This is a genomic window from Qipengyuania gelatinilytica, assembly GCF_019711315.1.
Taxonomy (GTDB): domain Bacteria; phylum Pseudomonadota; class Alphaproteobacteria; order Sphingomonadales; family Sphingomonadaceae; genus Qipengyuania; species Qipengyuania gelatinilytica.
Window position 1 is genome coordinate 840,900 of the sequence record NZ_CP081294.1, and the last position, 21,661, is coordinate 862,560.

Consider the following 21,661-nt stretch of genomic DNA (forward strand, 5'->3'; position numbering starts at 1 on the left):
TCGCCTGGCGTGCCTATTTGCCGCTCCGCAATGACCAACAGCCTGACCTTCGCCATTCCCAAGGGGCGCATTCTCGATGAAGCGCTTCCCGTCATGGAGCGTGCCCGCGTGGTGCCGGAAGATGCCTTCCACGACAAGGCCAACCGCTCGCTCACCTTCGCGACGACGCGCGACGACATGCGGCTGATCCGCGTGCGCGCTTTCGACGTGGCGACCTTTGTCGCCCATGGCGCGGCGCAGATGGGCATCGTGGGCAGCGATGTGATCGAAGAGTTCGACTACGCCGATCTCTACGCCCCCGTCGATCTCGACATCGGGCACTGCCACCTCGCCGTGGCCGAACCCAAGGGCGCGAGCGCGACCAATGGCGCAAGCCACCTGCGCGTTGCGACCAAGTATCCCAACCTCACCCGTCGCCATTTCGAGCGCCAGGGCATTCAGGCCGAATGCGTAAAGCTGAACGGCGCGATGGAAATCGCCCCCGAGTTAGGCCTTGCAGGCCGGATCGTCGATCTTGTCTCCAGTGGCCGCACACTCAAGGAGAACGGGCTGGTCGAGACCGACCACATTCTCGACATCACGGCGCGGCTGATCGTCAATCGCGCAGCGCTCAAGACCGATCCGCGTGTCGCAGCGCTGGTTGAAGCCTTCCGCGCCGACAGCGAAAACCGGAAAGCAGCCTGATGCAGCTGCTGCGTACCAGCGACGCCGGCTTCGAAGCGAAGTTTGAACGTGTCGTGCGCGACCGCCGCGAAAGCGACATGCAGGTCGGGCGCGATGTCGCGGGCATTCTCAACGAAGTGCGCGAGCGCGGCGACAAGGCGCTGGTGGAATACACCAAGCGCTTCGACCAGCATAACCTGTCTACCGACGACGACTGGTCGATTTCGAAAGAGGCCTGCAAGGCGGCTTACGACAGGCTCGATGCAGAGCTGCGCGAGGCGCTGGAAACGGCTGCCGCGCGCATCCGCGCCTATCACGAAGGCCAGCTTCCCGAGGATCGCGACTATACCGACGATATCGGCATGCGCCTCGGCGCGCGCTGGGGCGCTGTCGAAGCAGCCGGCCTCTACGTGCCCGGTGGCAGGGCGGCCTATCCCTCCTCGCTGCTGATGAATGCCATTCCGGCAAAGGTGGCAGGCGTGGATCGGCTCGTCGTCACGACGCCTACCCCGAAGGGCGAGATGAACGATCTTGTCCTCGCCGCTGCGCATATCGCGGGCGTCGACGAAATCTACCGCGTCGGCGGCGCACAGGCGGTGGCCGCGCTCGCCTATGGGACGGAACGGATCAAGCGGGTCGATGTGGTCACCGGCCCGGGCAACGCATGGGTCGCGGAAGCGAAGCGCCAGCTATACGGCGTCGTCGGCATCGACATGGTCGCAGGGCCGAGCGAAATCCTCGTCATCGCGGACGGCGACAATAATGCGGAATGGATTGCCGCCGACCTGCTCAGCCAGGCCGAACATGATCCGACCAGCCAGTCGATCCTGATTACCGACGATGCCGGCTTCGCAGCACAGGTGAGCGACGCCATCGATCTAGCCTTCATGAAGCTGCCGACAGCAAAGACCGCCAAGGCCAGCTGGGACGATCACGGACTGGTCGTCATCGTCGACAGCCTCGACGAGGCCCCTGCCCTGTCGGACCGCCTCGCCGCAGAGCATGTGGAGATCGCCACCGACGATCCCGAAACCATATTCGCAAAGCTTCGTCACGCCGGTAGCGTGTTCCTCGGCCGGATGACCCCTGAAGCGGTCGGGGACTATATCGCCGGACCCAACCACGTCCTTCCCACCGGTCGCCGCGCGCGATTTGCCAGCGGCCTGTCGGTGCTCGACTTCATGAAGCGCACCAGCTTCATCGGCGCGTCTGCGGACGCGCTGGCCGCCATCGGCCCGGCTGCCGTACGCCTCGCCGATGCCGAGGGCCTTCCCGCCCACGCCCTTTCGATTTCCAAGAGACTGTCATGAACACCAGCCCCCGCTCCAACCCCCGCGCAATGGCCCGCAGCGCAGCCCGCCTCGGCGCGGTGCAGGCGCTCTACCAGCAGCAGATGGAAGGCACGGCCACTGCCAAGCTGCTCAACGAATTCCACCAGCACCGCCTCGGCAAGGTGATCGAGGACGAGGAATATGCCGATGCCGACGTCGATTTCTTCGATGACCTCGTGAAGGGTGTCGATGCCCGCCGCGAAGAGATCGACGAACTGCTGACCGCCCGCCTCGCTTCGGGCTGGACGCTGGCCCGTCTCGACAAGACCATGCTGCAGATCCTGCGCGCAGGCAGTTACGAACTGCTCGCCCGCGCCGATGTCCCTAAAGCTGCCGCAATCAGCGAGTATGTCGATGTTGCAAAAGCATTTTTCGACGACAGAGAGGCGAAATTCGTGAACGGAATTCTCGACGCAGTAGCCAAGGAAGCCGGTCGGTGAATCTACGCCTCGCCGCGTTAGGCTTGGCGGTAACCTCGATGGCGATCGCGCCTGTTCCGGCGGGCGCCATTCCGCCACCGCTTCCCCCGGCCAATGCGCTGGATTTCTCTGTCGATGGTGTGGCAATCCGTTGCCGCCTTCCAAATCCCGGAGGCACTGTCGAAAGCTGCATGCTGCAGTTTTCGCATTACCTGCTCAGTATCGAAATGATGACACGGGGCGACGGGCGTTACTTCTATTATATCAAACGCAGTTGCGTCGAACCGGGCGATGGCACCAGCGGTCACGAATTTTTTCTCCGCGACGGTATCCTGCAGGATGGCGAGACGATCCGTGGTTCCCAAATGCAGATCGACCTGCGCGAGACACTGGCCGTACGAAGTTCGGAAAAGTGCGAAAGCATCGCGAATTGGCCCCACGAGGAAGATGCCATGGTGACACGGCTCGACCGCGCCCTGGCTGTTTTCCGGTCGCTTCAATCCGCACCCCCCACAAATTGAACGAAGCGGAATTCATATCTGCCCTGCGCGCGATCGCGACCTCCCCTCAAGCCCGGGGGCTCGCCGATGACGCGGCCGTTATCGAATTCGGCAGCGAAACGCTGGTCCTGACCCATGACACCATGGTCGAAAGCGTCCATGTCCTCGAAGGGCAGGACCCCGCCGATATCGCCTGGAAGCTGGTGGCGGTGAACCTGTCGGATCTCGCCGGCAAGGGCGCAGAGCCGGTCGGCGTTCTCATCTCGCACATGCTCGGCAGCGACGATCACCGGTTGGTCGCCGGCTTGAAAGAGGTACTCGAAACCTACGATGTCCTGCTGCTTGGGGGTGACACGGTGCGCGGCGACGGCGCCCGTGCATGGGGCTGCACGGCAATCGGCCGCGCTTGCCATAGTCCCGTACCGGCGCGCGATGGCGCAAGGCCGGGTGACGCAATCTACCTCGGCGGACGGATCGGCTTCGCCATGCTCGGTTTCGAGGCGTTGCGCGACGACACGGATGATGACGATAGTGCCTATCGCCGCCCGGTTCCGCAGCTTGCGCTGGGACGCGACCTTGCTCCTCATGTTTCGGCGATGATGGACATCTCCGATGGCCTGCTGCTCGATGCATCCCGCATTGCGAACGCAAGCAGTGTGACCCTTGCAATCGAGCGGACCCTGGTCGCTCCACTGGCTCCGGAAGACAGGCTGGAAGATGCCATGCGCTGGGGTGACGACTATGTCCTGCTCTGCACCGGCCCTGCCGGTCTCGACGCGCAATTCCCGGTGACGCGCATCGGTCAGGTGACGGCAAAGGGCGCCGATCCGGTCATACTCGACGGCGAGTGTCCCGAAGGCAATCTCGGCTACACGCACTAATCTTTCGCGCAGCTCGGGGGAAAAGCGCGGAAATGTGCGCCTTTGCCCCCTTGCCAGCACTTGCATGCCCTATATACCTCTTCGCCACGTTGCGCCGGCATCTCCCATGCCGAGCGCATCAAACATATAACGGGAGGGGAGTTTTTCGTGGACCTTGTAATCCTATCCATAGGGTTGGGACTGCTTGCCGTAATTTACGGCTTCGTCACCAGCCGCCAGGTGCTCAATTCGGGCGCCGGCAATGAGAAAATGCAGGAAATCGCCGCCGCTATCCAGGAAGGCGCACAAGCCTATCTGAAGCGCCAGTACACGACCATCGGCATGGTTGGCGTCGTCGTCGCCATCCTGGTGTTCGTTTTCCTGGGCCTGATGCCTGCCATCGGCTTCGTCATCGGTGCAGTGCTGTCAGGCGTTGCGGGCTTCATCGGGATGAACATCTCGGTGCGTTCGAACGTGCGGACGGCTGCCGCTGCGCAAAGCGGGCTGCAGCAGGGCCTCACCCTCGCTTTCCGCGCAGGCGCCATTACCGGCATGCTCGTGGCAGGCCTGGCCCTGCTCTCGATCGCCGTGTTCTTCTGGTATCTGACCGCAATCGCCAATTTCGCACCGGACAGTGACGAAGTGGTCTACGGCCTCGTCGGCCTTGCCTTCGGCGCGTCGCTGATTTCGATCTTTGCGCGTCTGGGCGGCGGTATCTTTACCAAGGCCGCAGACGTCGGCGCCGACCTCGTCGGCAAGGTCGAGGCGGGCATCCCCGAAGACGATCCGCGCAACCCGGCCGTCATTGCCGATAACGTGGGCGATAACGTGGGCGACTGCGCCGGCATGGCTGCCGACCTGTTCGAGACCTATGTCGTCACCGTCGGTGTCACCATGGTGCTGACCGCGCTGCTCTTCAGCGAAGTGCTCGGCGACCTGTTGATGCCGATGATGTCGCTTCCGCTGCTGATCGGCGGTGCTTGCATCGTCACCAGCATCATCGGGACCTATTTCGTGAAGCTCGGCAAGGGCAGCACGAATGTGATGGGCGCGATGTACAAGGGCTTCATCGTCTCGGCCGTCCTCGCCATTCCCCTGATCTATTTCGTCATCAGCTACGCGCTGGGCGGAATGGGCACGGAAATCGGTGGCGCGGTTGCCGGTGTCGACCCGGGCGCTCCGCTGGCCGAAGAAGGCACGGCAGAGCAGGTCGTCAGCTTCACCGGTATGGACCTGTTCTGGTGTTCGCTGATCGGTCTTGCGATTACCGGCCTGATCATCTGGATCACCGAGTATTACACCGGCACGAACTACCGTCCGGTGCGCTCGATCGCCAAGAGCTCGGAAACGGGCCATGGCACCAACGTGATCCAGGGCCTCGCCATCAGCCTTGAATCGACTGCGCTTCCGACGATCGTGATCGTTGCGGGCATTATCGCCACCTTCCAGCTCGCTGGCCTCATGGGTATCGCCTATGCCGCTACCGCCATGCTGGCTCTGGCTGGCATGGTCGTGGCACTCGATGCCTATGGTCCGGTGACGGATAACGCAGGCGGTATCGCAGAAATGGCCGGTCTCGACGACAGCGTTCGCGAAAAGACCGACATGCTCGATGCCGTGGGCAACACCACCAAGGCGGTGACCAAGGGGTACGCTATCGGTTCGGCGGGCCTCGGCGCGCTGGTGCTGTTCGCCGCCTACACAACCGACCTGGCGAAGCTTTTCCCGGATGCTGACGTCGATTTCAGCCTCGAGAACCCCTACGTCATCGTGGGTCTGCTGCTCGGCGCGCTGCTCCCGTACCTCTTCGGTGCGATGGGCATGACCGCCGTAGGCCGGGCCGCGGGTGACGTTGTCGTCGATGTGCGTGAACAGTTCGCAGCCGATCCTGGCATCATGGCCGGCACCAGCAAGCCGAACTACGCCAAGACGGTGGACCTCGTGACCAAGGCTGCCATCAAGGAAATGATCCTGCCTTCGATGCTCCCGCTGCTCACACCGATCGTGGTCTACTTCGCGATCCTGTTCCTTGCAGGCCAGGAAAACGCCTTTGCGGCGGTCGGCGCACTGCTGCTCGGCGTGATCATCGGCGGTATCTTCGTCGCGCTCTCCATGACCGCCGGTGGCGGCGCATGGGACAATGCGAAGAAGTACATCGAAGACGGCAATCACGGCGGCAAGGGCTCGGAAGCCCACAAGGCTGCCGTGACCGGCGATACCGTGGGCGATCCCTACAAGGACACCGCGGGCCCAGCCGTGAACCCGATGATCAAGATCACCAATATCGTCGCACTGCTGCTGCTTGCAGCGCTCGCGGCTGGCTGATCCGTTCGATCATAAAGCTACAAAGGGCGGCGGCACTTCGGTGTCGCCGCCTTTTTCTTGACCCTCACGTAAAGGGAACGCAGAGCCTACCGCGTGAACGACACCAAGACCCCCGAACAGCTCGTTGCCGGACTCATTCGCCTCCTGACCGTCGCTCCCGATGGTGAGAACTCCTTCAAGGGCAACCAGCAGCCCGGCGGTATCGGCAGGGTCTTCGGCGGACAGGTGATCGCGCAGGCTTTGCAGGCAGCCCAAGCGAGCGCGCCAGAGGGCATGGAAGCCCATTCGCTTCACGCCTATTTCCTGCGCGGTGGCCGCGAAGGGATCGATATCGACTATTCCGTAGCTTCGGATTTCGACGGTCGCAGCTTCGCCAACCGGCGCGTCGTGGCGCGGCAGGAAGATACGCCGATCCTGAACCTCACCGCCAGCTTCCAGCGGCCCGAGCAGGGGCTCGAGCATGACGACAGCCCCATGCCTCACGTACCCGATCCCGAGGACCTCCCTTCGGACATGGAGATGCGCAAGAAGTTCATCGAGGAGATGGACGAGGTCTCGGAGATGCAGCGCAATCTCATGCTCCGCCCGCGACCGATCGAGATGCGCACCAGCGGCAAGCTGCACTGGATGAACGCGGACAAGAAACCCCCGCATGCGCACAGCTGGTTCAGGACGGCCGCCCCGCTACCCGACGATGCGGCGCTTCACCGCGCGGTGATCGCCTATGCAAGCGACTTCACGCTTTTGGGGACTAGCGCCTTGCCGCATGGCCTGAGCTGGGCGCGCGGAGAACTGAAGGGTGCCAGCCTCGACCACGCATTGTGGTTCCACCGTCCGGCACGCGCCGACGAATGGCTGCTCTATGCGACCGACAGCCCCTGGTCGGGTGCTGGCAGGGGCTTCAACCGCGGCCGCATCTTCAACCGCGCAGGCGAACTGGTCGCCAGCGTCGCGCAAGAAGGCGTCGTCCGCAAAGCCCGGTAAAAATATCTCGGGATTTGGGCCGGGGCTTAACCGCCGCGGCTTGCAGCCTTGGCTCCCGCAGCGCCCGTGCGGCTGGAGACGCTCCAGCCCCGGCTCTTCTCGCCGAAACCGCCAGCCTTGGCCATCGCCGAGGCAGCTTTCACCTTCGGAATGCTGCGGGCCTTTTCGAAGGCGCGCGCCCCGGCGTAATACTTACCCGGCGAACCTGCATAGCCCAGACGCACACCGCGGCTGGTCTGGTAGCCGCCACCCGGAGCGGAGAATGCCGGTACCGGGCGCGGGTTCGAGCGGCTCCACAGGAAGGCCGCCACGAAGGGCGAGAAATGGCTACGGCGGCCACTCGTTTGCTCCTGGCCTGCGCCTTCCTCGACGCATTTGCCGGCACCATATTGTGCCTCGCAATCGGCCAGCGCTTCGAAGCGCGGAGCTTCTTCCTTGGCGGTCGCAATCGCTTCTTCGCGCATATCGGCACATTCTTCGCGGCTGAGGCCGGTTTCCTTGGCGCAGGCGAAGACGTTCTCGAAAACCTGTACTTCCTGTCCGTCTTCGGCGTTGGCCACCTGCATCGGCGCAACGGTCTGTTCGGCCGAAGCCTCGCCGCAGCCCGATAGAAGTGCGCCGCCGCCCAGTGCGGCCATGGTCGTCAGTGCGACTTTGCCGGAGCGCTTGCTGCGCCTGGTGCGAAAAGGCGAATTCGTCATTGGATGTCCCCAGTTTCCCGTTATGTTGATGGGCATACAGGGAAATTCCTGACAAATTCTTTGCGACGGGGGCGCAGCCGCGAAATGTTGAGAAAAACGGTCGAAGAACGGCCCAATTGGCAGGACATTGCTCAGGCCAACGGTTTTATTTTCCATCACGTCGACGGCGATCTTTACTGGGACGAGCGCGCCTGCTGGCAATTCACGCTCGACGAGGTCGAAAACCGGATCGAAGATCCGTCAACCGAACTCTATGCCCTGTGCCTCCAGCTGGTCGACGAGGCATGCGGCAGCCAGCAACTGATGGAACGCCTCGCCATCCCCGACGACATGCGGGACATCGTCGCCAACAGCTGGCGCGACGGCGATCCGTCGCTCTACGGCCGCTTCGACTTTGCCTATGACGGCTCCGGCCCTGCCAAGCTGCTCGAATTCAATGCCGACACGCCGACCTCGATCTACGAGACCGCTTTCTTCCAGTGGGGCTGGCTCGAAGACATGATCGAGCTCGGGCAGCTGCCCCCCGATGCCGACCAGTTCAACCGCCTCCACGAAGCACTGATCGAACGCTTCCAGGCGATCTTTGAGAAGGACAGCCTGGTCCATTTCTCCGGCGTCGCCGACCATATCGAGGACCGGGCCACCGTCGCCTATCTCGAAGACCTTGCCGGACAGGCAGGCATGGAAACACGCTTCGTCGACATCTCTTCCATCGGCATGACCGAGGATGGCCGCTTCGTCGATCCAGAAGGCCTGAGGATCGGCGCGCTGTTCAAGCTCTACCCGTGGGAAGACATGCTGCGCGAAAGCTTCGCCAAGAACATCCCGGGCAGCGAGACCCTTTTCATCGAGCCCGCTTGGAAAGCCATCCTCTCCAACAAGGCCATGCTTCCGCTGCTGTGGGAGCGCAACGAGGGCCACCCCAACCTACTGCCCACCTACTTCGAATATTCGCCCGAAGGCCGCGACATGTCGCGCGGACCCCATGTGCGCAAACCCTTCTTCAGCCGCGAGGGCGCGGACATCTCGCTCTATGACGGGCAGCAACGCCACCGAGGCCCGGACGAAGGCTATGGCGCGGAAGGCGCTATCGTCCAGGCCTATGCTCCCCTTGCCCGCAGCGGCGAGAACCACGCGGTCATCGGCAGCTGGATCGTGGGCGACGAGGCCGTCGCCATGTCGATCCGCGAGGACGCCAGCCCCATCACAAGGGACCTCGCAAGGTACCTCCCGCATGTGATCCTGGGGTGAATTGGGCGAAGCTGGGAGTGGCGATGAGAGCCATTCATTTCGCACCTGCAAAATAAAACAAGCCAAACGCTCCGCACTCGTGTAGAGGGCTCGCCGAACCAAGGTCGCGTGGGAGCCGGTTAGCCGGTGCGCGGGCCTTTTGCCGTCATTGCACACGGCCCCATCCCTCTTTCTGTTTTCGCCCCGTGGCCGTTGCCGCGGCGCTTTTGTATTGCGAGCCAAGATGTCTTTCGAAACCCTCCCGCCCGTTATCGGCGATGCCCTTTCCGCGCGCGGCTATACCGCCCTCACCCCCGTCCAGTCGGCCGTGATCGAGCCAGAGGCGCGAGGGCGTGACCTCGTCGTTTCGGCGCAGACCGGGTCGGGCAAGACGGTCGCTTTCGGCCTCGCGCTGGCAGACGCGCTGCTGGCCGAAACCGCGAACCTCCCACTGGTCGAACAGCCGCTGGCGCTGGTGATTGCACCCACGCGCGAGCTGGCGCTGCAGGTGAGCCGCGAGCTCGGCTGGCTCTATGCAGGCGCTGGCCTGCGTATCGCGACCTGTGTCGGCGGCATGGATGCGAGCAAGGAACGCCGCGCGCTGCGTGCCGGGCCTGCCATCGTGGTCGGCACGCCCGGACGCCTGCGCGACCATCTCGAGCGCGGTGCGCTGGACCTGTCGGGTCTGGTCGGCGTGGTTCTGGATGAAGCGGACGAGATGCTCGACATGGGCTTTCGCGAGGACCTTGAAGAGATCCTCGATGCGACGCCCGATACGCGCCGTACGCTGCTGTTCTCCGCCACCATGCCGCGCCCGATCGAGCGGCTGGCAGAACGTTACCAGACCAATTCGCTGCGCCTCAGCCTCGTCGGCGAGGATCGCGGGCATGGCGATATCAGCTATCAGGCGATCACCGTCTCGCCCTCGGAGGTCGAGAATGCGGTTGTGAACCTGCTGCGTTTCCACGAGGCGGAGACTGCCATCCTGTTCTGCGCCACGCGCGACAATGTCCGTCGCTTCCACGCGACCCTGCAGGAACGCGGCTTCGGCGTCGTAGCGCTGTCTGGCGAGCATTCGCAGAGTGAGCGCAACCAGGCGCTGCAGGCCCTGCGCGACCGCCGTGCACGCGCCTGCGTCGCCACCGACGTTGCGGCGCGCGGTATCGACCTGCCGACATTGAGCCTCGTCATCCATGTCGAGATCCCGCGCGATGCCGAAACGCTCCAGCACCGTTCGGGCCGTACGGGTCGTGCAGGCAAAAAGGGCACGGCGGCGATCATCGTGCCCTACAACCGTCGCAAGCGCGTCGAGGGCATGCTGCGCGGCGCGAAGATCGAAGCCCAGTGGATGGATGCGCCCACGCCAGAGATGATCCGCAAGCAGGATCGCTCGCGCCTGATGGAAATGCTCACCGCCGAAACCGAGTTCGCAGAGCACGACCGCGAACTGGCGAAGGAACTGATGGAAAAGCGCTCGCCGGAAGATATCGCCGCAGCGCTGGTGCAGGCACACCGTTCGAAGCTGCCCGAGCCCGAAGATCTCATCCCCAATACACCCGAGGCGCGCGACAAGGCCAAGGCCGACCGCCATCGCCCGGGCTTCGAGGACGTGGTGTGGTTCAAGATCGGCGTCGGTCGCCGCCAGAATGCCGAACCGCGCTGGATCCTCCCGCTGCTCTGCCGCCGTGGTCACATCACCCGCAACGAGATCGGCGCGATCCGCGTCGGGCAGTTCGAAACCTGGTTCCAGGTACCGTCCAATATCGCCCCGAAGTTCGCCGAAGCCATCGCCCGCACTGCGTCGGCCGATGACGAACAGGACGCGATCCTGATCGAGGAAGCGCCCGAGGGTCCGCGCGTAGAGGCTCGCCAGAACCGCCGCGATCGCCATGAAGGCGGTCCGCGCGTGCGTCCCAAGCCTTTCGGGAAGGGTCCCGGCAAGAAGGGTCCGCATGGTGGCCCGGGCGGCAAGAAGCCTGGCGCACCGTTCAAGAAAGGCCCCAAGCCGTCGGGCAAGAAGTTCGCCGGCAAGCGCAAGCCGGGCGGCAAACCGCACAGCTAGGCCTGCGCGGTCGACGCCCCGCCAGGCCCTAGTGCCTGAGCAGCAAGGGCACGCCGACGTCCGAGAGCATGGCGCGCGTCACGCCGCCGAAGATCCATTCGGATATGCGTGTCCGGCCGTAGGCGCCCATCACCACCAGCCCGACATCGCGCACATCGGCTGCGTTCCTGAGCGCATGCGCAGTGTCTTCATCGCCTTCGTCGACCTCGACGACTTCGCTCTTGATGCCATAGCGCGAGAGATAGTCCGCCCCGCGTATCGGAGGCAGGTCCAGCGTGTCTTTCTTGCGCGATTTCTTCGTGCGTACGCTAACCAGACAGACCGAACTTGCCCGCTTCAGGAGCGGCACGGCCGCGCGCAGGGCATGGCTCGCCTCGGCCGAGCCATCCCAAGCAACCAGCGCAGGCTTGTCGAAATCGAGCCGCTCGCACTCATCTGGCAGGACAAGGACGGGGCACCCCGCCGTGACCGCCAGTTCGCCGGCCGTGAAGGACGGTGTCTTCCCGCGAATGGTCGGATCGCGCTCTCCCAGGACAATCAGGTCAGCCAGCGACGAATTCTGCAACAGGGCCAGCGAGACCGGTCCGGCTTTGTCGATCCAGTCCCACGGCACATCCTCGTTGGCGAGGTCCTTCTCGGTCTCCTCGCGCAGCTTGCGCGCTTCCTCGCGCCAGACGGGGACCATCGCCGCGAAAGCCGCGCCATAGGGATCGGCGCTTGCAGCGGCCTCGTAAGGAACTGCATTGAGCAAGGTCAGGTGACCGTCGAATGCCCGAACGAGGTCCAGCACCACGTCGAGACGTCGCGAATGGCCTTCGTCGGAATGCGCGTTGAAGAGTATCGCTTTCATGGCAGGTCTCCCGGCTGGGTTCGGCCGGGCAACGACTCGCCCGAGCCTTCTGCGATGCAGCCTAGCCCTTCCGAGAGTGCCAATAATTGATCGAGCGCAAACTGGCGGCGCGAGATCTGGCGCGGGCATGAACCGCGCAATTCTGCGGCATTTCTCGCGAAGGACGCATTTTCGCCCAATACCTTAAGCCAATTGACGCGCTGCGCCTCTTGCGAGACCCTCCCGCATGTTCGGGACCGTTCCACGGGTCAATCTCGCATCGGGCCGTCCCCCGAGGGAGGTCGTCATGCCAAATCCAGTCGCGAAGAAATCCTACGCAAACCTGCTGTCCGCCGATGTGCTGGATGTTTCCGCAGTTTACATTCTCGGCGACAGCCTCGTCGATGCGGGCAATGCGCTGGGCCTTGCCGAGTGGTACGACAGCCTGCCCTTCGCCGCTTTGCCCGAGGGTGCGCCGACCGAAGACCTTGGCTATTTCGACGGACGGTTTTCCAATGGCTATACCTATGCCGACCTGCTGGCGAACCGCTTGGTCGGATCGCCGAGCGAGCCGGTCTTTCCCTTTGGATATGACGACCCTTGGATTGGCATCCCCATTGCGCCCTTCCGCGGCGATCCGAGGGGCGACAGCCTGAATTTCGCCTATGGCGGCGCGCAGATCATCCGCGGCGAGGAATTCGTTTCCGGCCTCGATGAACAGACAGATGCCTTGCGCGATGCAGTCGACGGGCGCTTCGATGCGGGCGATCTGGTCATCCTGACCATGGGCGGGAACGATGTCCGCGAACTGGCATCGGCTGGTGGACCGCTTGGTACGCGTTACGATGCACGTCTCGACCTGCAAAGCTCGGCAGCCGAACTCTTGCAGGAGCTAAGCCAGCTGGTGTCGCGCGGCCTCCAGCAGATCGTGCTGACCGGCATTCCCGACGTCGGACTGATCCCGCATTACGATGTCGACGGCGACGGTGTGCTCGACGGCTCGCCCGGCGAAGGCGGCGGGTGGAAGGGCTATTTCGAGGAATACCACTTCGCGCAGCGCGCCAGCGAGTATTCGGCCTATCTCGACCAGCTGATCCGGACCGAGGTCGTTCCCCAGCTCGAAGCGCTGGGTGCCACGGTCCATTACGTCCCGCTCGCCGATGTTACGGACGCCGATGGCAATGTCATCGAACAGGGAGCGCTGGAGGCAGTCTTGCCGACAATCGCTGCGCTCAACGGTCTCACGATCGACGAAATGAAGGCCGACTGGCTCGAATGTTCCGACCTCGTGTTCTTCGACACTGTCCACCCCAATGCGCAGGTCCACGCGCTGGTCGGCTCCTTTATCGCTGCCGAGATCGAGGGCAGCGAATGGGTCGAAGTCATGCCAATGCTCGAAGCCGAAGTGCGCGAGGCATTCAGCGGTTCGATTGCGGCCGCCGGCGAGACGGAAGCTTTCCTAGTCTCGCTCAAGAAGGGGGTGGAATACACGCTCAACGTACTGGGCATGAGCACGCTCGGCACGGACGGTAGCCTGGCCGACCCCACACTGGTGGTGACCACACTCAAGGGGTGGGCGGTGAATAGCTACATCGGCCAGTCGGGTGACGATGCCGGGCTCGGCTTCGATGGCAATTACGTTTTCGTCGCCCCCTACACGGGGCGCTTCTATCTCGTGGTGGGCGGGGAAGGTTCGCTGACCGGCGACTTCCAGCTTCGCATCGGGGTCGTCGATAGCGGAACGATAGCCGCCATCCCTTTCGGCAAGGAGGCTATATTTGCGGGCGCATTCGGAGAGGCAGCCACCTTTGCCGCATTCCCCGAGCCGGATCGCCCCGCTTTAGACGATCTTTCCTCCGCCCATCTGCAGGTCGTCTGAGCGACTAGAATCCGGGCAGCTTCGTGTCGATCTCGCCCTCGGGATGGGGAAGGCCGAGCATTCGGTTCAGCCCGCGCCGCAAGGGGTTGGTGCAATAAGGCGGACCGCCAAGGTAATTCATGAGGCCGATCAGCTTGCCGGGCGAACCGCTCGACCGCAGGATCACGCGTCCGCCGTTCCCGGTATCGATCGGCTGCGCGATGGGGTCGCAGCGGCGCAGCGTCAGCGTGTTTGCGGTTTCATCGCGCTCGATAGCGGTACACACGAATGGGCTGGTGTAGCCGATGATCCGTCCATGCCATTCGGGGACGTCTTCGCGCTTCGACCAGACATATTTCTCGTCCCGCTCCGCCCGGTCGAGCGCACGATCGAGGATCGTGACGTTCTCCATAGGCACATCGAAATAGGCCGCTATCTGTCGGGGCAAGGGATCGTGCCAAGCCTCGCTCTCGAACCAGCTATCGAGCGCCTCGGGCGAGGAGAAAGTCACATCCGGCGACCAGTTCACCCCGTTCGACCAGCAATTCCCCAGCGTGTTGAACCTTTGGTGCCTGACCTGCGCGCTGTCGGGAATGCCCAGCCCTTCGGATACGAGCGCATAGCGGTCTTCAAAATAGTCGCCCTGGCTGTCCAGCCAGATGATAGCGACCGGGACGGCGATCACACCAAGGAAGAGTATCGTTGCGAGCGTCTGGACCGGCCAGCTCTTCCATACGTGCGGAGGCATCATTCGGTGCGCAAGGAAGAGAAGCGCCACAATCAGTGCCGGTATCCCGAACACGGAAAGCATGGCGAACTGGAAGCTGGTCATGCGGTCGTTCTAGCTCAGAGCATGATAAAAATCGTAAATCTGCTGCGCCACGCCCTCGCTGATACCGGGCGCGCGTTTCAGGTCGTCGAGCGCCGCAGCGCGGACCTTTCCGGCAGTGCCGAAATGGAGCAGCAGCGCGCGTTTCCTCGCTGGCCCGATGCCCGGGATTTCATCGAGCGGCGATGCCGTGATGGCACGGCTGCGCTTGGCGCGGTGCGCGCCGATGGCGAAACGGTGGACTTCGTCGCGCAGCGTCTGGAGGTAGAAAAGCAGCTGTGAGTTGACCGGAAGCGTCTTTTCGCGCCCGTCAGGGAAGTGGAAGACCTCGCGCCCCTCCCGCCCATGGTGTGGGCCCTTGGCGATACCGATGACCGGAACCTGCTCGGCAATGCCAAGGTCCTCCAGCACCGCCATCACCGAGGAGACCTGCCCCTTGCCGCCGTCAATGAGGAGAAGGTCGGGCCAGATAGCCTCGTGGCCTTTCCCCTTGGGTCCGTTCTCCTCGTCGCGTTCGCTTTCGGCGAGCTTGCGGAAGCGGCGCGCCATGACCTCGCGCATCATGCCGAAGTCGTCGTTGGTCTTGGCCTGCTTGATGTTGAACTTGCGGTACTGGCCCTTCTCGAAACCCTCGGGCGAGGCGACGACCATTGCGCCCAGCGCCTTGTCGCCCTGGATATGGCTGTTGTCGTAGATTTCGATACGCTGGGGCACCTCGTCCAGTTCGAGGAATTCGGCCAGTTCGCGCATGCGCTGGGCCTTGGTGCCGCTTTCGGCCAGCCGCCGTTCGAGCGCCTCGGTAGCATTGCGCTGCGCCTGCTGCATGAGCTTGCGCCGGTCGCCGCGCTGCGGGATCGAGATGGCAATCGCGTGACCCGCCTTTTCGGCCAGCGCCTCTGCGATCAGTTCCTGCTCGGCCAGTTCGCGGTCGACGAGGATCGTCTTGGGCGGCGGGACTTCTTCGTAGAATTGAAGCAGCACATCGGAAAGCACCTCTGCCTGTTCAAGGTCGCCGGTGTTCTTCGGGAAGAAGGCCTTGTGGCCCCAGTTCTGCCCGCCGCGAATGAAGAAGGCCTGTACGCCGATCTGCCCGCCCTTGGCAGCCAGCGCGAAGACATCGGCATCGCCCACGCCGCTGGCGTTGATGGCCTGCGAACCCTGGATGAAGGTCGCCGCACGCAGCCGATCGCGCAGGATGGCGGCGGTCTCGAAATCGAGATCCTCGGCCGCCTTGGCCATCTGCTTCTCGATATTGGCCTGCACGGCGCCACTCTTGCCCGAGAGGAAGTCCTTGGCCTCGTTCACCAGGCTCTCGTAACCCGCCTCGTCGATCCTTCCCACGCAAGGGGCCGAACAGCGCTTGATCTGGTAGAGCAGGCACGGCCGGTCGCGATTGTTGAAAAAGCTGTCGGTGCAAGACCTGAGCAGGAACAGTTTCTGCAGCGCGTTCAGTGTCTTGTTGACCGATCCGGCGCTGGCGAAGGGGCCATAGTAATTGCCCTTGGCCCGCCTTGCCCCGCGATGCTTCTGGATGCGCGGGAAAGCGTGATCGGCGCGCAGGAGGATGAAGGGAAAGCTCTTGTCGTCGCGCAGCAGCACGTTGAACGGCGGGCGATAGCGCTTGATCAGCTGCGCCTCTAGCAGCAGCGCCTCGGCTTCCGAATTGGTGACCACGATTTCCATCGCGCGGCACTGGCTGACCATGCGCTGGAGCCGGTTCGAGAGCCCCTTCACCTGCGTGTAATTGGCGACGCGCGCCTTCAGGCTACGCGCCTTGCCGACGTAGAGGACGTCACCGCGCGTATCGAGCATGCGATAGACGCCGGGACGCGGCTTAAGGGTCTTCACCGTCTCGCGGATCGTCGCGATGCCGGTTTCGAGATCCGGCTGCGCGCTGGCCACGGTCTTGGTGGCGCGTTCCTCGTTGAAACGCTCCTTGCCTCTGGGGTCGTGTGGGGAACCGGCCTTGCTGCGCGACATGGGGGTGGAGATAGTATGCGAGCGGCGCTTGTGCAAAGGCGCGTTTGCCGCCATCCCCTACCGCATGGACGGAACAACAATCGCACCGCCGCGCACGGTCGGCTTCTGGGGTACGGCACTCTTTCCGGTAAACGGCATGATCGGGGCAGGCATCTTCGCCATGCCCGCCATCCTCGTGGCCGCGGTCGGCGATTTCGCGCCTTGGCTGATGCTGGCCGGTGGCCTCCTGTTTGCCCCGTTGATCCTCGTCTTTGCATGGCTTGCGGCGCGCTTCGACCATTCGGGCGGTCCCGTCCTTTACGGCGAGGCGGCCTTCGGTCGCTTCATCGGATACCAGGCGGGCTGGATGCGCTACATGAGCGCTATCGTGACCGTGGCGGCGAATACGCATGTGATGGTCGCCTATCTCGGGGCGTTGTTCCCCGTTCTCAACGATCCGGTCATGCGGGTGGGAGCGGTCGCGACGATCATCGCCATCCTCACGGCGATCAACCTGTTCGGGATGAAGAAATCGGTGGGCGCATTGGGTCTGATGACGATCCTCAAGCTGGCCCCGCTCGGCCTGCTTGTCGTTTCCGCTCTTTTCGCCGGCACGAACGATGTGGCCTTCGCCCTGCCAGAGTTCAGCGAGATCGAGACCGTGGTGCTGCTGCTCTATTATGCCTTCATGGGCTTCGAGACAGTCGTCCTGCCGGCAGGCGAGATGAAACGGCCCAAGCGCGATGTGCCGCTGGCGCTGCTCACCACGCTTGGCGCGGTGACCTTGCTCTACATGGCGATCATCTGGGCCTTCCTTGCCATCGGGCCCGGCACCGGAGGCGAGGACAATGCCCTTGCAGGAGCTGCCGAAGCCAGCATGGGGCAGTTCGGAGCATTCGCAATCGTCTTTGCCGCCGCCTTCAGCATCGCGGGCAACAACTTCCAGGGCGGCGTGACCTTGCCGCGCATGACCTATGGCATGGCCGAACGCGGCATGCTGCCCCGCTGGTTCGCACGCGTCAGTCCGCGGTGGCAAACGCCTTCGAACTCGATCATTTTCTATGGCGTAGCGGGGATTGCATTCGGCCTCTGGGAAGGCTTCGAGGCGCTGGCACTTGCCGGCACGCTGACGCGGCTCTTTACCTATCTCGTCAGCGCCGCTGCCCTGCCTGTGATCGAGCAACGCGACGGCGCGCTCAATCCGTTGCACGCGGTGGTCGCGGGCCTTGCATTCGTCAGCACCGGCTGGGTCGCGAGCCATGCGGATGCGCAGGCATGGATCACTTTCTTCGGCCTCTTCGCGCTCGGCACGCTGTTCTATTTCATCGCGGCCCGCCAGAAGCCGCTGGAGCCTGAAGCAGCCTGAGCCATGTCCGATAGTTTTGACGCTATAATCCTCGGCGCCGGTGCAGCCGGGCTGATGTGCGCCGCGCGTGCGGGCCAATTGGGCAAGCGCGTGCTGGTGCTCGAGAAGGCGGAAAAGCCGGGCAAGAAAATCCTGATCTCGGGCGGCGGGCGGTGTAATTTCACCAATATCGGCGCGGGGCCGGCGAACTACCTTTCCGGCAATCCGCATTTCGCCAAGTCCGCCCTCGCCCGATATACCCCTCGCGACTTTCTCGCGCTGATCGAAAGCTACGATATCGCATGGCACGAGAAGACGCTGGGCCAGCTGTTCTGTGACGGTTCCTCGAAACAGATCGTCGAGATGCTGCTCGAAGAATGCGCCCAATCCAGAAAAGTTGGGGGCGATGTCGAAGTCCGCTGCAACGCAGAGGTAACGGCTGTCGAGCATGAGGATGGCCGTTTCGCCGTGATGGCAAACGGGCAGATCGTGACCGCACCGGCGCTCGTGATCGCGACCGGTGGCCCCTCGATCCCCAAGATGGGCGCTACCGGCTTTGCCTATGACCTTGCCCGGCAATTCGGGCTCAAGGTGGTCGAGCCTCGCCCTGCCCTCGTCCCGCTGACGCTGGGCGGCGAGGAACTCCTGTTTCGCGAAATTTCGGGGGTGTCGGCACCGGTTGTCGCCAGTGCGGGCAAGGCCAGCTTCCCCGAGGCTGCACTCTTCACCCATCGCGGGCTGTCTGGCCCCTCGATCCTGCAGATTTCTTCCTACTGGAAACCCGGCGAGGAAGTCGGCATCGATTTCCTGCCCCAGTCCTCGGGCGACTGGCTGCTCGACCGCAAGCGCGAGACACCGCGCGCAACCTTACGTTCGGTACTGCGCGAGGCGCTTCCTGACCGGCTCGCCGACATCCTTGCCGAGAAGCTCGGGATAGACACCGAGCTGGGCAATGCGAGCGACAAGGCGCTGCGAGCGGCACAGGAACGCCTGAAGCGCTGGACCTTCCGCCCATCGGGCACAGAAGGCTTTGCCAAGGCCGAAGTCACCGTGGGCGGCATCTCGACCGCGGAACTCTCGTCCAAGACCATGGAAGCGAAGAAAGTCCCCGGCCTGTTTGCCATCGGCGAGGCGGTCGACGTGACCGGCTGGCTCGGCGGATATAACTTCCAGTGGGCCTGGGCGAGCGGCGTTGCGGCGGGTGAGGCGCTCTAACCCCCTGTAACTGCTACGGCAGGCTTTGACCGGGGCGGCAAGTTGACCGCTTTCCGCGCTCTGCTAGCCTCTGCCGCTTGTGGACCCGCGAAAAGCGGGCCGTTGCAGGAGAGCCTGATGCAGCAGCTTCAGGGCATGGATGCCAGCTTTGTCGCGCTCGAAACGCGCAATTCGCCGATGCACATCGGCTCGATCCTTATTTACAATCCCGAGACCGCGCCCGGCGGCTTCGTGCGGTTCAAGGACATCCTCGGCTTTATCGAAAGCCGCCTGCAGCTTTCCACCACCATGCGCCAGCGGCTGGTGCGCGTACCGTTCGACCTCGACTATCCCTATTGGATCGAGGATCCCGATTTCGACCTCGAATACCATGTCAGGCACGTTGCCCTGCCGCAGCCGGGCGACTGGCGGCAGCTGTGCATCCAGGCTGCCCGCGTTTTTGCCCGCCCGCTCGACCTGACCCGCCCGCCCTGGGAGATCACCGTGGTCGAAGGGCTGTCCAATATCGAAGGCATCCCAAAGGGCAGCTACGCCTATATCACCAAGGTCCACCACGCCGCGATCGACGGGATGAGCGGGATCGACCTCATGGAAGCGACGCACACGCTGCGTCCCGACGAACCGCCTCCGCCCGGACCGGACAACTGGAAGCCCGAAAAGCTGCCCAACCCTGCCGAACTGCTCGGCCGCAGCTACATGAATGCGATCACCAATCCGCTGAAACAGCTCGAGGTCGCGGCCAAGGCCGCCCCCGGCCTTGCCAAGGCATTGAAGGGACTTGCCGCGAAGGAATTCGACGTCTCGACCGAGATGATCGCGCCCAAGACCCGCTTCAACCGCAAGATCTCGCCCCACCGCGTTGTCGAAGGCGTCAGCGTGGCCCTCGACGATATCAAGGCGATCCGCACCGCGGCGGAGGGCGCAAAGGTCAACGACGTGTTCCTCGCCATCATAGGCGGCGCGATGCGGCGCTATCTGGAAGACAAGGGCGAACTGCCCAAGAAGACGCTCACCGCCATGGCACCGATCTCGGTCCGCGCGAAGGACGAGAAAAACTCGATGGGCAACCAGGTCGCGGCCATGATCGCGCCTCTGGGCACGCATATCGCGGACCCGGTGGAACGGCTCGAATGGGTGCATGACCGCACGAAGAATTCCAAGGCGATGACCGACGCATTGGGCGCGCGGAACATGACCGAGATGAGCAAGGCCAGCCCTGCGCTGTTCATGGCACTCGGCGCGCAGCTCTATTCGCGGCTCAGCCTTGCCAATCGCGGCGTGGGGCCGATCTTTTCGACCGTGGTGACCAATGTCCCCGGTCCGCCGATCCCGATCTATTCGGCAGGCGCGAAGATGGAGAGCATGATGGGGCTCCTTTGCCTCACCGACGGTCTCGGGCTCGGTCATGTGGTGCAAAGCTACACCGACGAGGCAACGATTGCCTTCACTGCCGACCGCGAAATGATGCCCGACCCGGAATTCTACCGCGAATGCATCCAGCAAAGCTTTGAAGAGCTTAAGAAAGCCGCGAAAACTGCGGAAAAGCCAGCGCCAACTAACAAAAAGAAACCATCTTCGCCTAAGAAGGGTGCGACCAAGCCTGCCGCCAAGAAGCGGGCTGCTCCAAAGAAGAAAACGCCCGCAAAACCTGCCGCCGCCAAAGCGACGAGCAAGGGGGGCACCAAAGGGGTCGCCAGCCGTTCAAAGACATCCTCGAAGAGGAAAACGGCTGCCCCGAAAGGGAAAGGAACATCCAAAACGTGACCAGTGCCGCCACGCAGCAATCCAACGCCCGCCCGCCGAGCCGACTGCTCACGCTGGCCGAACCCGGCCGTGCCATGGGAGAACTGGCCAGCTTCTACGCCCTGCGCCCGCTGATGGGCCAATTGCCCAAGGGCGACGGACATGGCGTGCTGGTCCTGCCCGGCTTCATGGCCTCCGACTATTCGACCGGCCCGCTACGCCGGCTGCTGTGCGATCTTGGCTATGACTGCGCCGGGTGGAACCTCGGACGCAACATCAAGGTCGATCAGGCCCGTATCGATGCGATGATGGATTGCGTGGATGAGCTGCATGACCGCAGCGGCCGCCCGATCAGCATCGTCGGCTGGAGCCTCGGCGGGGTGTTCGCCCGGGAACTGGCCAAGCTCGCTCCTGAAAAAGTACGCCTCGTGATCAGCCTCGGCAGCCCGATCTGCGATGATCGCGGCCATACAAACGCCGCCCGCCTGTTCGAGTATCTCAACGGCAAGGAGCCGGAGATCATGAGGGACGGAAATTTCCAGGCGCTCGCCGAAGCACCGCCGGTGCCAACGACTTCGATCCTGACACGGACTGACGGCGTGGTTCACTGGCGAGGTTCGGTCCAGCGCTGCGGCCGCGAGGATTGCGAGAATATCGAAGTTCTCGCCAGCCATTGCGGGCTCGGGGTCAATCCGGCGGCGGTCTACGCCATTGCGGACCGCCTTGCGCAGGGTGAAGGCAGCTGGAAACCTTTCGAGGTCCGCGGCCTCGCCAGCCTGTTCTTCCCCAAGCGCGCGCTGCACTAAGT

18 protein-coding genes are annotated in these 21,661 nt (G+C 63.5%); 14 read left to right on the forward strand and 4 right to left on the reverse strand.

Annotated elements, in window-relative coordinates; all coding sequences use genetic code 11:
• Positions 1–30 precede the first annotated feature (30 nt).
• The 7 genes from hisG (at position 31) to K3136_RS04265 (ending at position 7,082) form a co-directional block, all read left to right on the forward strand.
• Entirely contained in the window at positions 31–684 is a 654-nt protein-coding gene (gene hisG, locus K3136_RS04235; protein WP_221431655.1) for an ATP phosphoribosyltransferase, read from the forward strand.
• Complete coding sequence (gene hisD, locus K3136_RS04240) at positions 684–1,973, forward strand: histidinol dehydrogenase (RefSeq protein WP_221431656.1); 1,290 nt, start codon at positions 684–686, stop codon at positions 1,971–1,973. The genes hisG and hisD overlap by 1 nt, the downstream gene beginning before the upstream one ends.
• The gene (nusB, locus tag K3136_RS04245) at positions 1,970–2,434 is read left to right on the forward strand and encodes a transcription antitermination factor NusB (RefSeq protein WP_221431657.1); all 465 of its coding nucleotides are present in this window, start codon (positions 1,970–1,972) and stop codon (positions 2,432–2,434) included. Before hisD ends, nusB begins: the two co-directional genes overlap by 4 nt.
• Positions 2,431–2,934, forward strand: coding sequence for a hypothetical protein (locus K3136_RS04250; RefSeq protein WP_221431658.1), 504 nt, complete (start codon positions 2,431–2,433; stop codon positions 2,932–2,934). The genes nusB and K3136_RS04250 overlap by 4 nt, the downstream gene beginning before the upstream one ends.
• Positions 2,931–3,794 (forward strand): thiamine-phosphate kinase, encoded by an 864-nt coding sequence (gene thiL / locus K3136_RS04255; protein WP_221431659.1) that lies wholly within the window; start codon positions 2,931–2,933, stop codon positions 3,792–3,794. Before K3136_RS04250 ends, thiL begins: the two co-directional genes overlap by 4 nt.
• Before the next feature lie 147 nt (positions 3,795–3,941).
• Positions 3,942–6,098, forward strand: a complete 2,157-nt coding sequence (locus K3136_RS04260) for a sodium-translocating pyrophosphatase (protein WP_221431660.1) — start codon at positions 3,942–3,944, stop codon at positions 6,096–6,098.
• 93 nt (positions 6,099–6,191) lie between these two features.
• A complete protein-coding gene (locus tag K3136_RS04265; RefSeq protein WP_221431661.1) occupies positions 6,192–7,082 on the forward strand; it encodes an acyl-CoA thioesterase in 891 nt (296 codons plus the stop codon).
• A gap of 26 nt (positions 7,083–7,108) precedes the next feature.
• Here the strand turns inward: K3136_RS04265 and K3136_RS04270 are convergent, their stop codons facing one another.
• Complete coding sequence (locus K3136_RS04270) at positions 7,109–7,783, reverse strand: DUF1190 domain-containing protein (RefSeq protein WP_221431662.1); 675 nt, start codon at positions 7,781–7,783, stop codon at positions 7,109–7,111.
• 84 nt (positions 7,784–7,867) lie between these two features.
• Here K3136_RS04270 and K3136_RS04275 point away from each other — a divergent pair, with 84 nt between their 5' ends.
• Together K3136_RS04275 and K3136_RS04280 are read left to right on the forward strand one after the other, a co-directional pair.
• Positions 7,868–9,034 (forward strand): glutathionylspermidine synthase family protein, encoded by a 1,167-nt coding sequence (locus tag K3136_RS04275; RefSeq protein ID WP_221431663.1) that lies wholly within the window; start codon positions 7,868–7,870, stop codon positions 9,032–9,034.
• A gap of 223 nt (positions 9,035–9,257) precedes the next feature.
• Positions 9,258–11,075 carry a DEAD/DEAH box helicase gene (locus K3136_RS04280; protein WP_221431664.1) on the forward strand — a complete coding sequence of 606 codons (1,818 nt, stop codon included), beginning with the start codon at positions 9,258–9,260 and terminating at the stop codon, positions 11,073–11,075.
• Positions 11,076–11,103: 28 nt separating this feature from the next.
• On the opposite strand, the gene K3136_RS04285 is transcribed toward K3136_RS04280, so the two are convergent.
• Entirely contained in the window at positions 11,104–11,925 is an 822-nt protein-coding gene (locus K3136_RS04285) for a universal stress protein (protein ID WP_221431665.1), read from the reverse strand.
• A gap of 286 nt (positions 11,926–12,211) precedes the next feature.
• Here K3136_RS04285 and K3136_RS04290 point away from each other — a divergent pair, with 286 nt between their 5' ends.
• The gene (locus tag K3136_RS04290; RefSeq protein ID WP_221431666.1) at positions 12,212–13,783 is read left to right on the forward strand and encodes an SGNH/GDSL hydrolase family protein; all 1,572 of its coding nucleotides are present in this window, start codon (positions 12,212–12,214) and stop codon (positions 13,781–13,783) included.
• Positions 13,784–13,787: 4 nt separating this feature from the next.
• Here the strand turns inward: K3136_RS04290 and K3136_RS04295 are convergent, their stop codons facing one another.
• Together K3136_RS04295 and uvrC are read right to left on the reverse strand one after the other, a co-directional pair.
• A complete protein-coding gene (locus K3136_RS04295) occupies positions 13,788–14,594 on the reverse strand; it encodes a hypothetical protein (protein WP_221431667.1) in 807 nt (268 codons plus the stop codon).
• A gap of 9 nt (positions 14,595–14,603) precedes the next feature.
• Entirely contained in the window at positions 14,604–16,571 is a 1,968-nt protein-coding gene (gene uvrC, locus K3136_RS04300; protein WP_221431668.1) for an excinuclease ABC subunit UvrC, read from the reverse strand.
• Positions 16,572–16,635: 64 nt separating this feature from the next.
• Between uvrC and K3136_RS04305 the strand changes: the two genes are divergently transcribed.
• From K3136_RS04305 to K3136_RS04320, 4 genes are all read left to right on the forward strand, one after another.
• Positions 16,636–17,916, forward strand: coding sequence for an APC family permease (locus K3136_RS04305; RefSeq protein ID WP_221431669.1), 1,281 nt, complete (start codon positions 16,636–16,638; stop codon positions 17,914–17,916).
• A 3-nt stretch (positions 17,917–17,919) separates the two neighbouring features.
• A complete protein-coding gene (locus tag K3136_RS04310) occupies positions 17,920–19,110 on the forward strand; it encodes a BaiN/RdsA family NAD(P)/FAD-dependent oxidoreductase (protein WP_221431670.1) in 1,191 nt (396 codons plus the stop codon).
• 117 nt (positions 19,111–19,227) lie between these two features.
• On the forward strand, positions 19,228–20,874 hold the full coding sequence (locus tag K3136_RS04315; protein WP_247711430.1) for a WS/DGAT/MGAT family O-acyltransferase: 1,647 nt from the start codon (positions 19,228–19,230) through the stop codon (positions 20,872–20,874).
• Entirely contained in the window at positions 20,871–21,659 is a 789-nt protein-coding gene (locus K3136_RS04320; protein ID WP_247711431.1) for an esterase/lipase family protein, read from the forward strand. The genes K3136_RS04315 and K3136_RS04320 overlap by 4 nt, the downstream gene beginning before the upstream one ends.
• The last annotated feature ends 2 nt before the right edge of the window (positions 21,660–21,661 follow it).

Coding starts and splice junctions, on each gene's coding strand:
- uvrC (WP_221431668.1), bottom strand. CDS start 16,571: ATGTCGCGCAGCAAGGCCGGTTCCCCACACGACCCCAGAGGCAAGGAG.
- K3136_RS04270 (WP_221431662.1), bottom strand. CDS start 7,783: ATGACGAATTCGCCTTTTCGCACCAGGCGCAGCAAGCGCTCCGGCAAA.
- hisD (WP_221431656.1), top strand. CDS start 684: ATGCAGCTGCTGCGTACCAGCGACGCCGGCTTCGAAGCGAAGTTTGAA.
- K3136_RS04305 (WP_221431669.1), top strand. CDS start 16,636: ATGGACGGAACAACAATCGCACCGCCGCGCACGGTCGGCTTCTGGGGT.
- K3136_RS04280 (WP_221431664.1), top strand. CDS start 9,258: ATGTCTTTCGAAACCCTCCCGCCCGTTATCGGCGATGCCCTTTCCGCG.
- K3136_RS04285 (WP_221431665.1), bottom strand. CDS start 11,925: ATGAAAGCGATACTCTTCAACGCGCATTCCGACGAAGGCCATTCGCGA.
- K3136_RS04310 (WP_221431670.1), top strand. CDS start 17,920: ATGTCCGATAGTTTTGACGCTATAATCCTCGGCGCCGGTGCAGCCGGG.
- K3136_RS04315 (WP_247711430.1), top strand. CDS start 19,228: ATGCAGCAGCTTCAGGGCATGGATGCCAGCTTTGTCGCGCTCGAAACG.
- hisG (WP_221431655.1), top strand. CDS start 31: ATGACCAACAGCCTGACCTTCGCCATTCCCAAGGGGCGCATTCTCGAT.
- K3136_RS04295 (WP_221431667.1), bottom strand. CDS start 14,594: ATGACCAGCTTCCAGTTCGCCATGCTTTCCGTGTTCGGGATACCGGCA.
- K3136_RS04290 (WP_221431666.1), top strand. CDS start 12,212: ATGCCAAATCCAGTCGCGAAGAAATCCTACGCAAACCTGCTGTCCGCC.
- K3136_RS04275 (WP_221431663.1), top strand. CDS start 7,868: ATGTTGAGAAAAACGGTCGAAGAACGGCCCAATTGGCAGGACATTGCT.
- nusB (WP_221431657.1), top strand. CDS start 1,970: ATGAACACCAGCCCCCGCTCCAACCCCCGCGCAATGGCCCGCAGCGCA.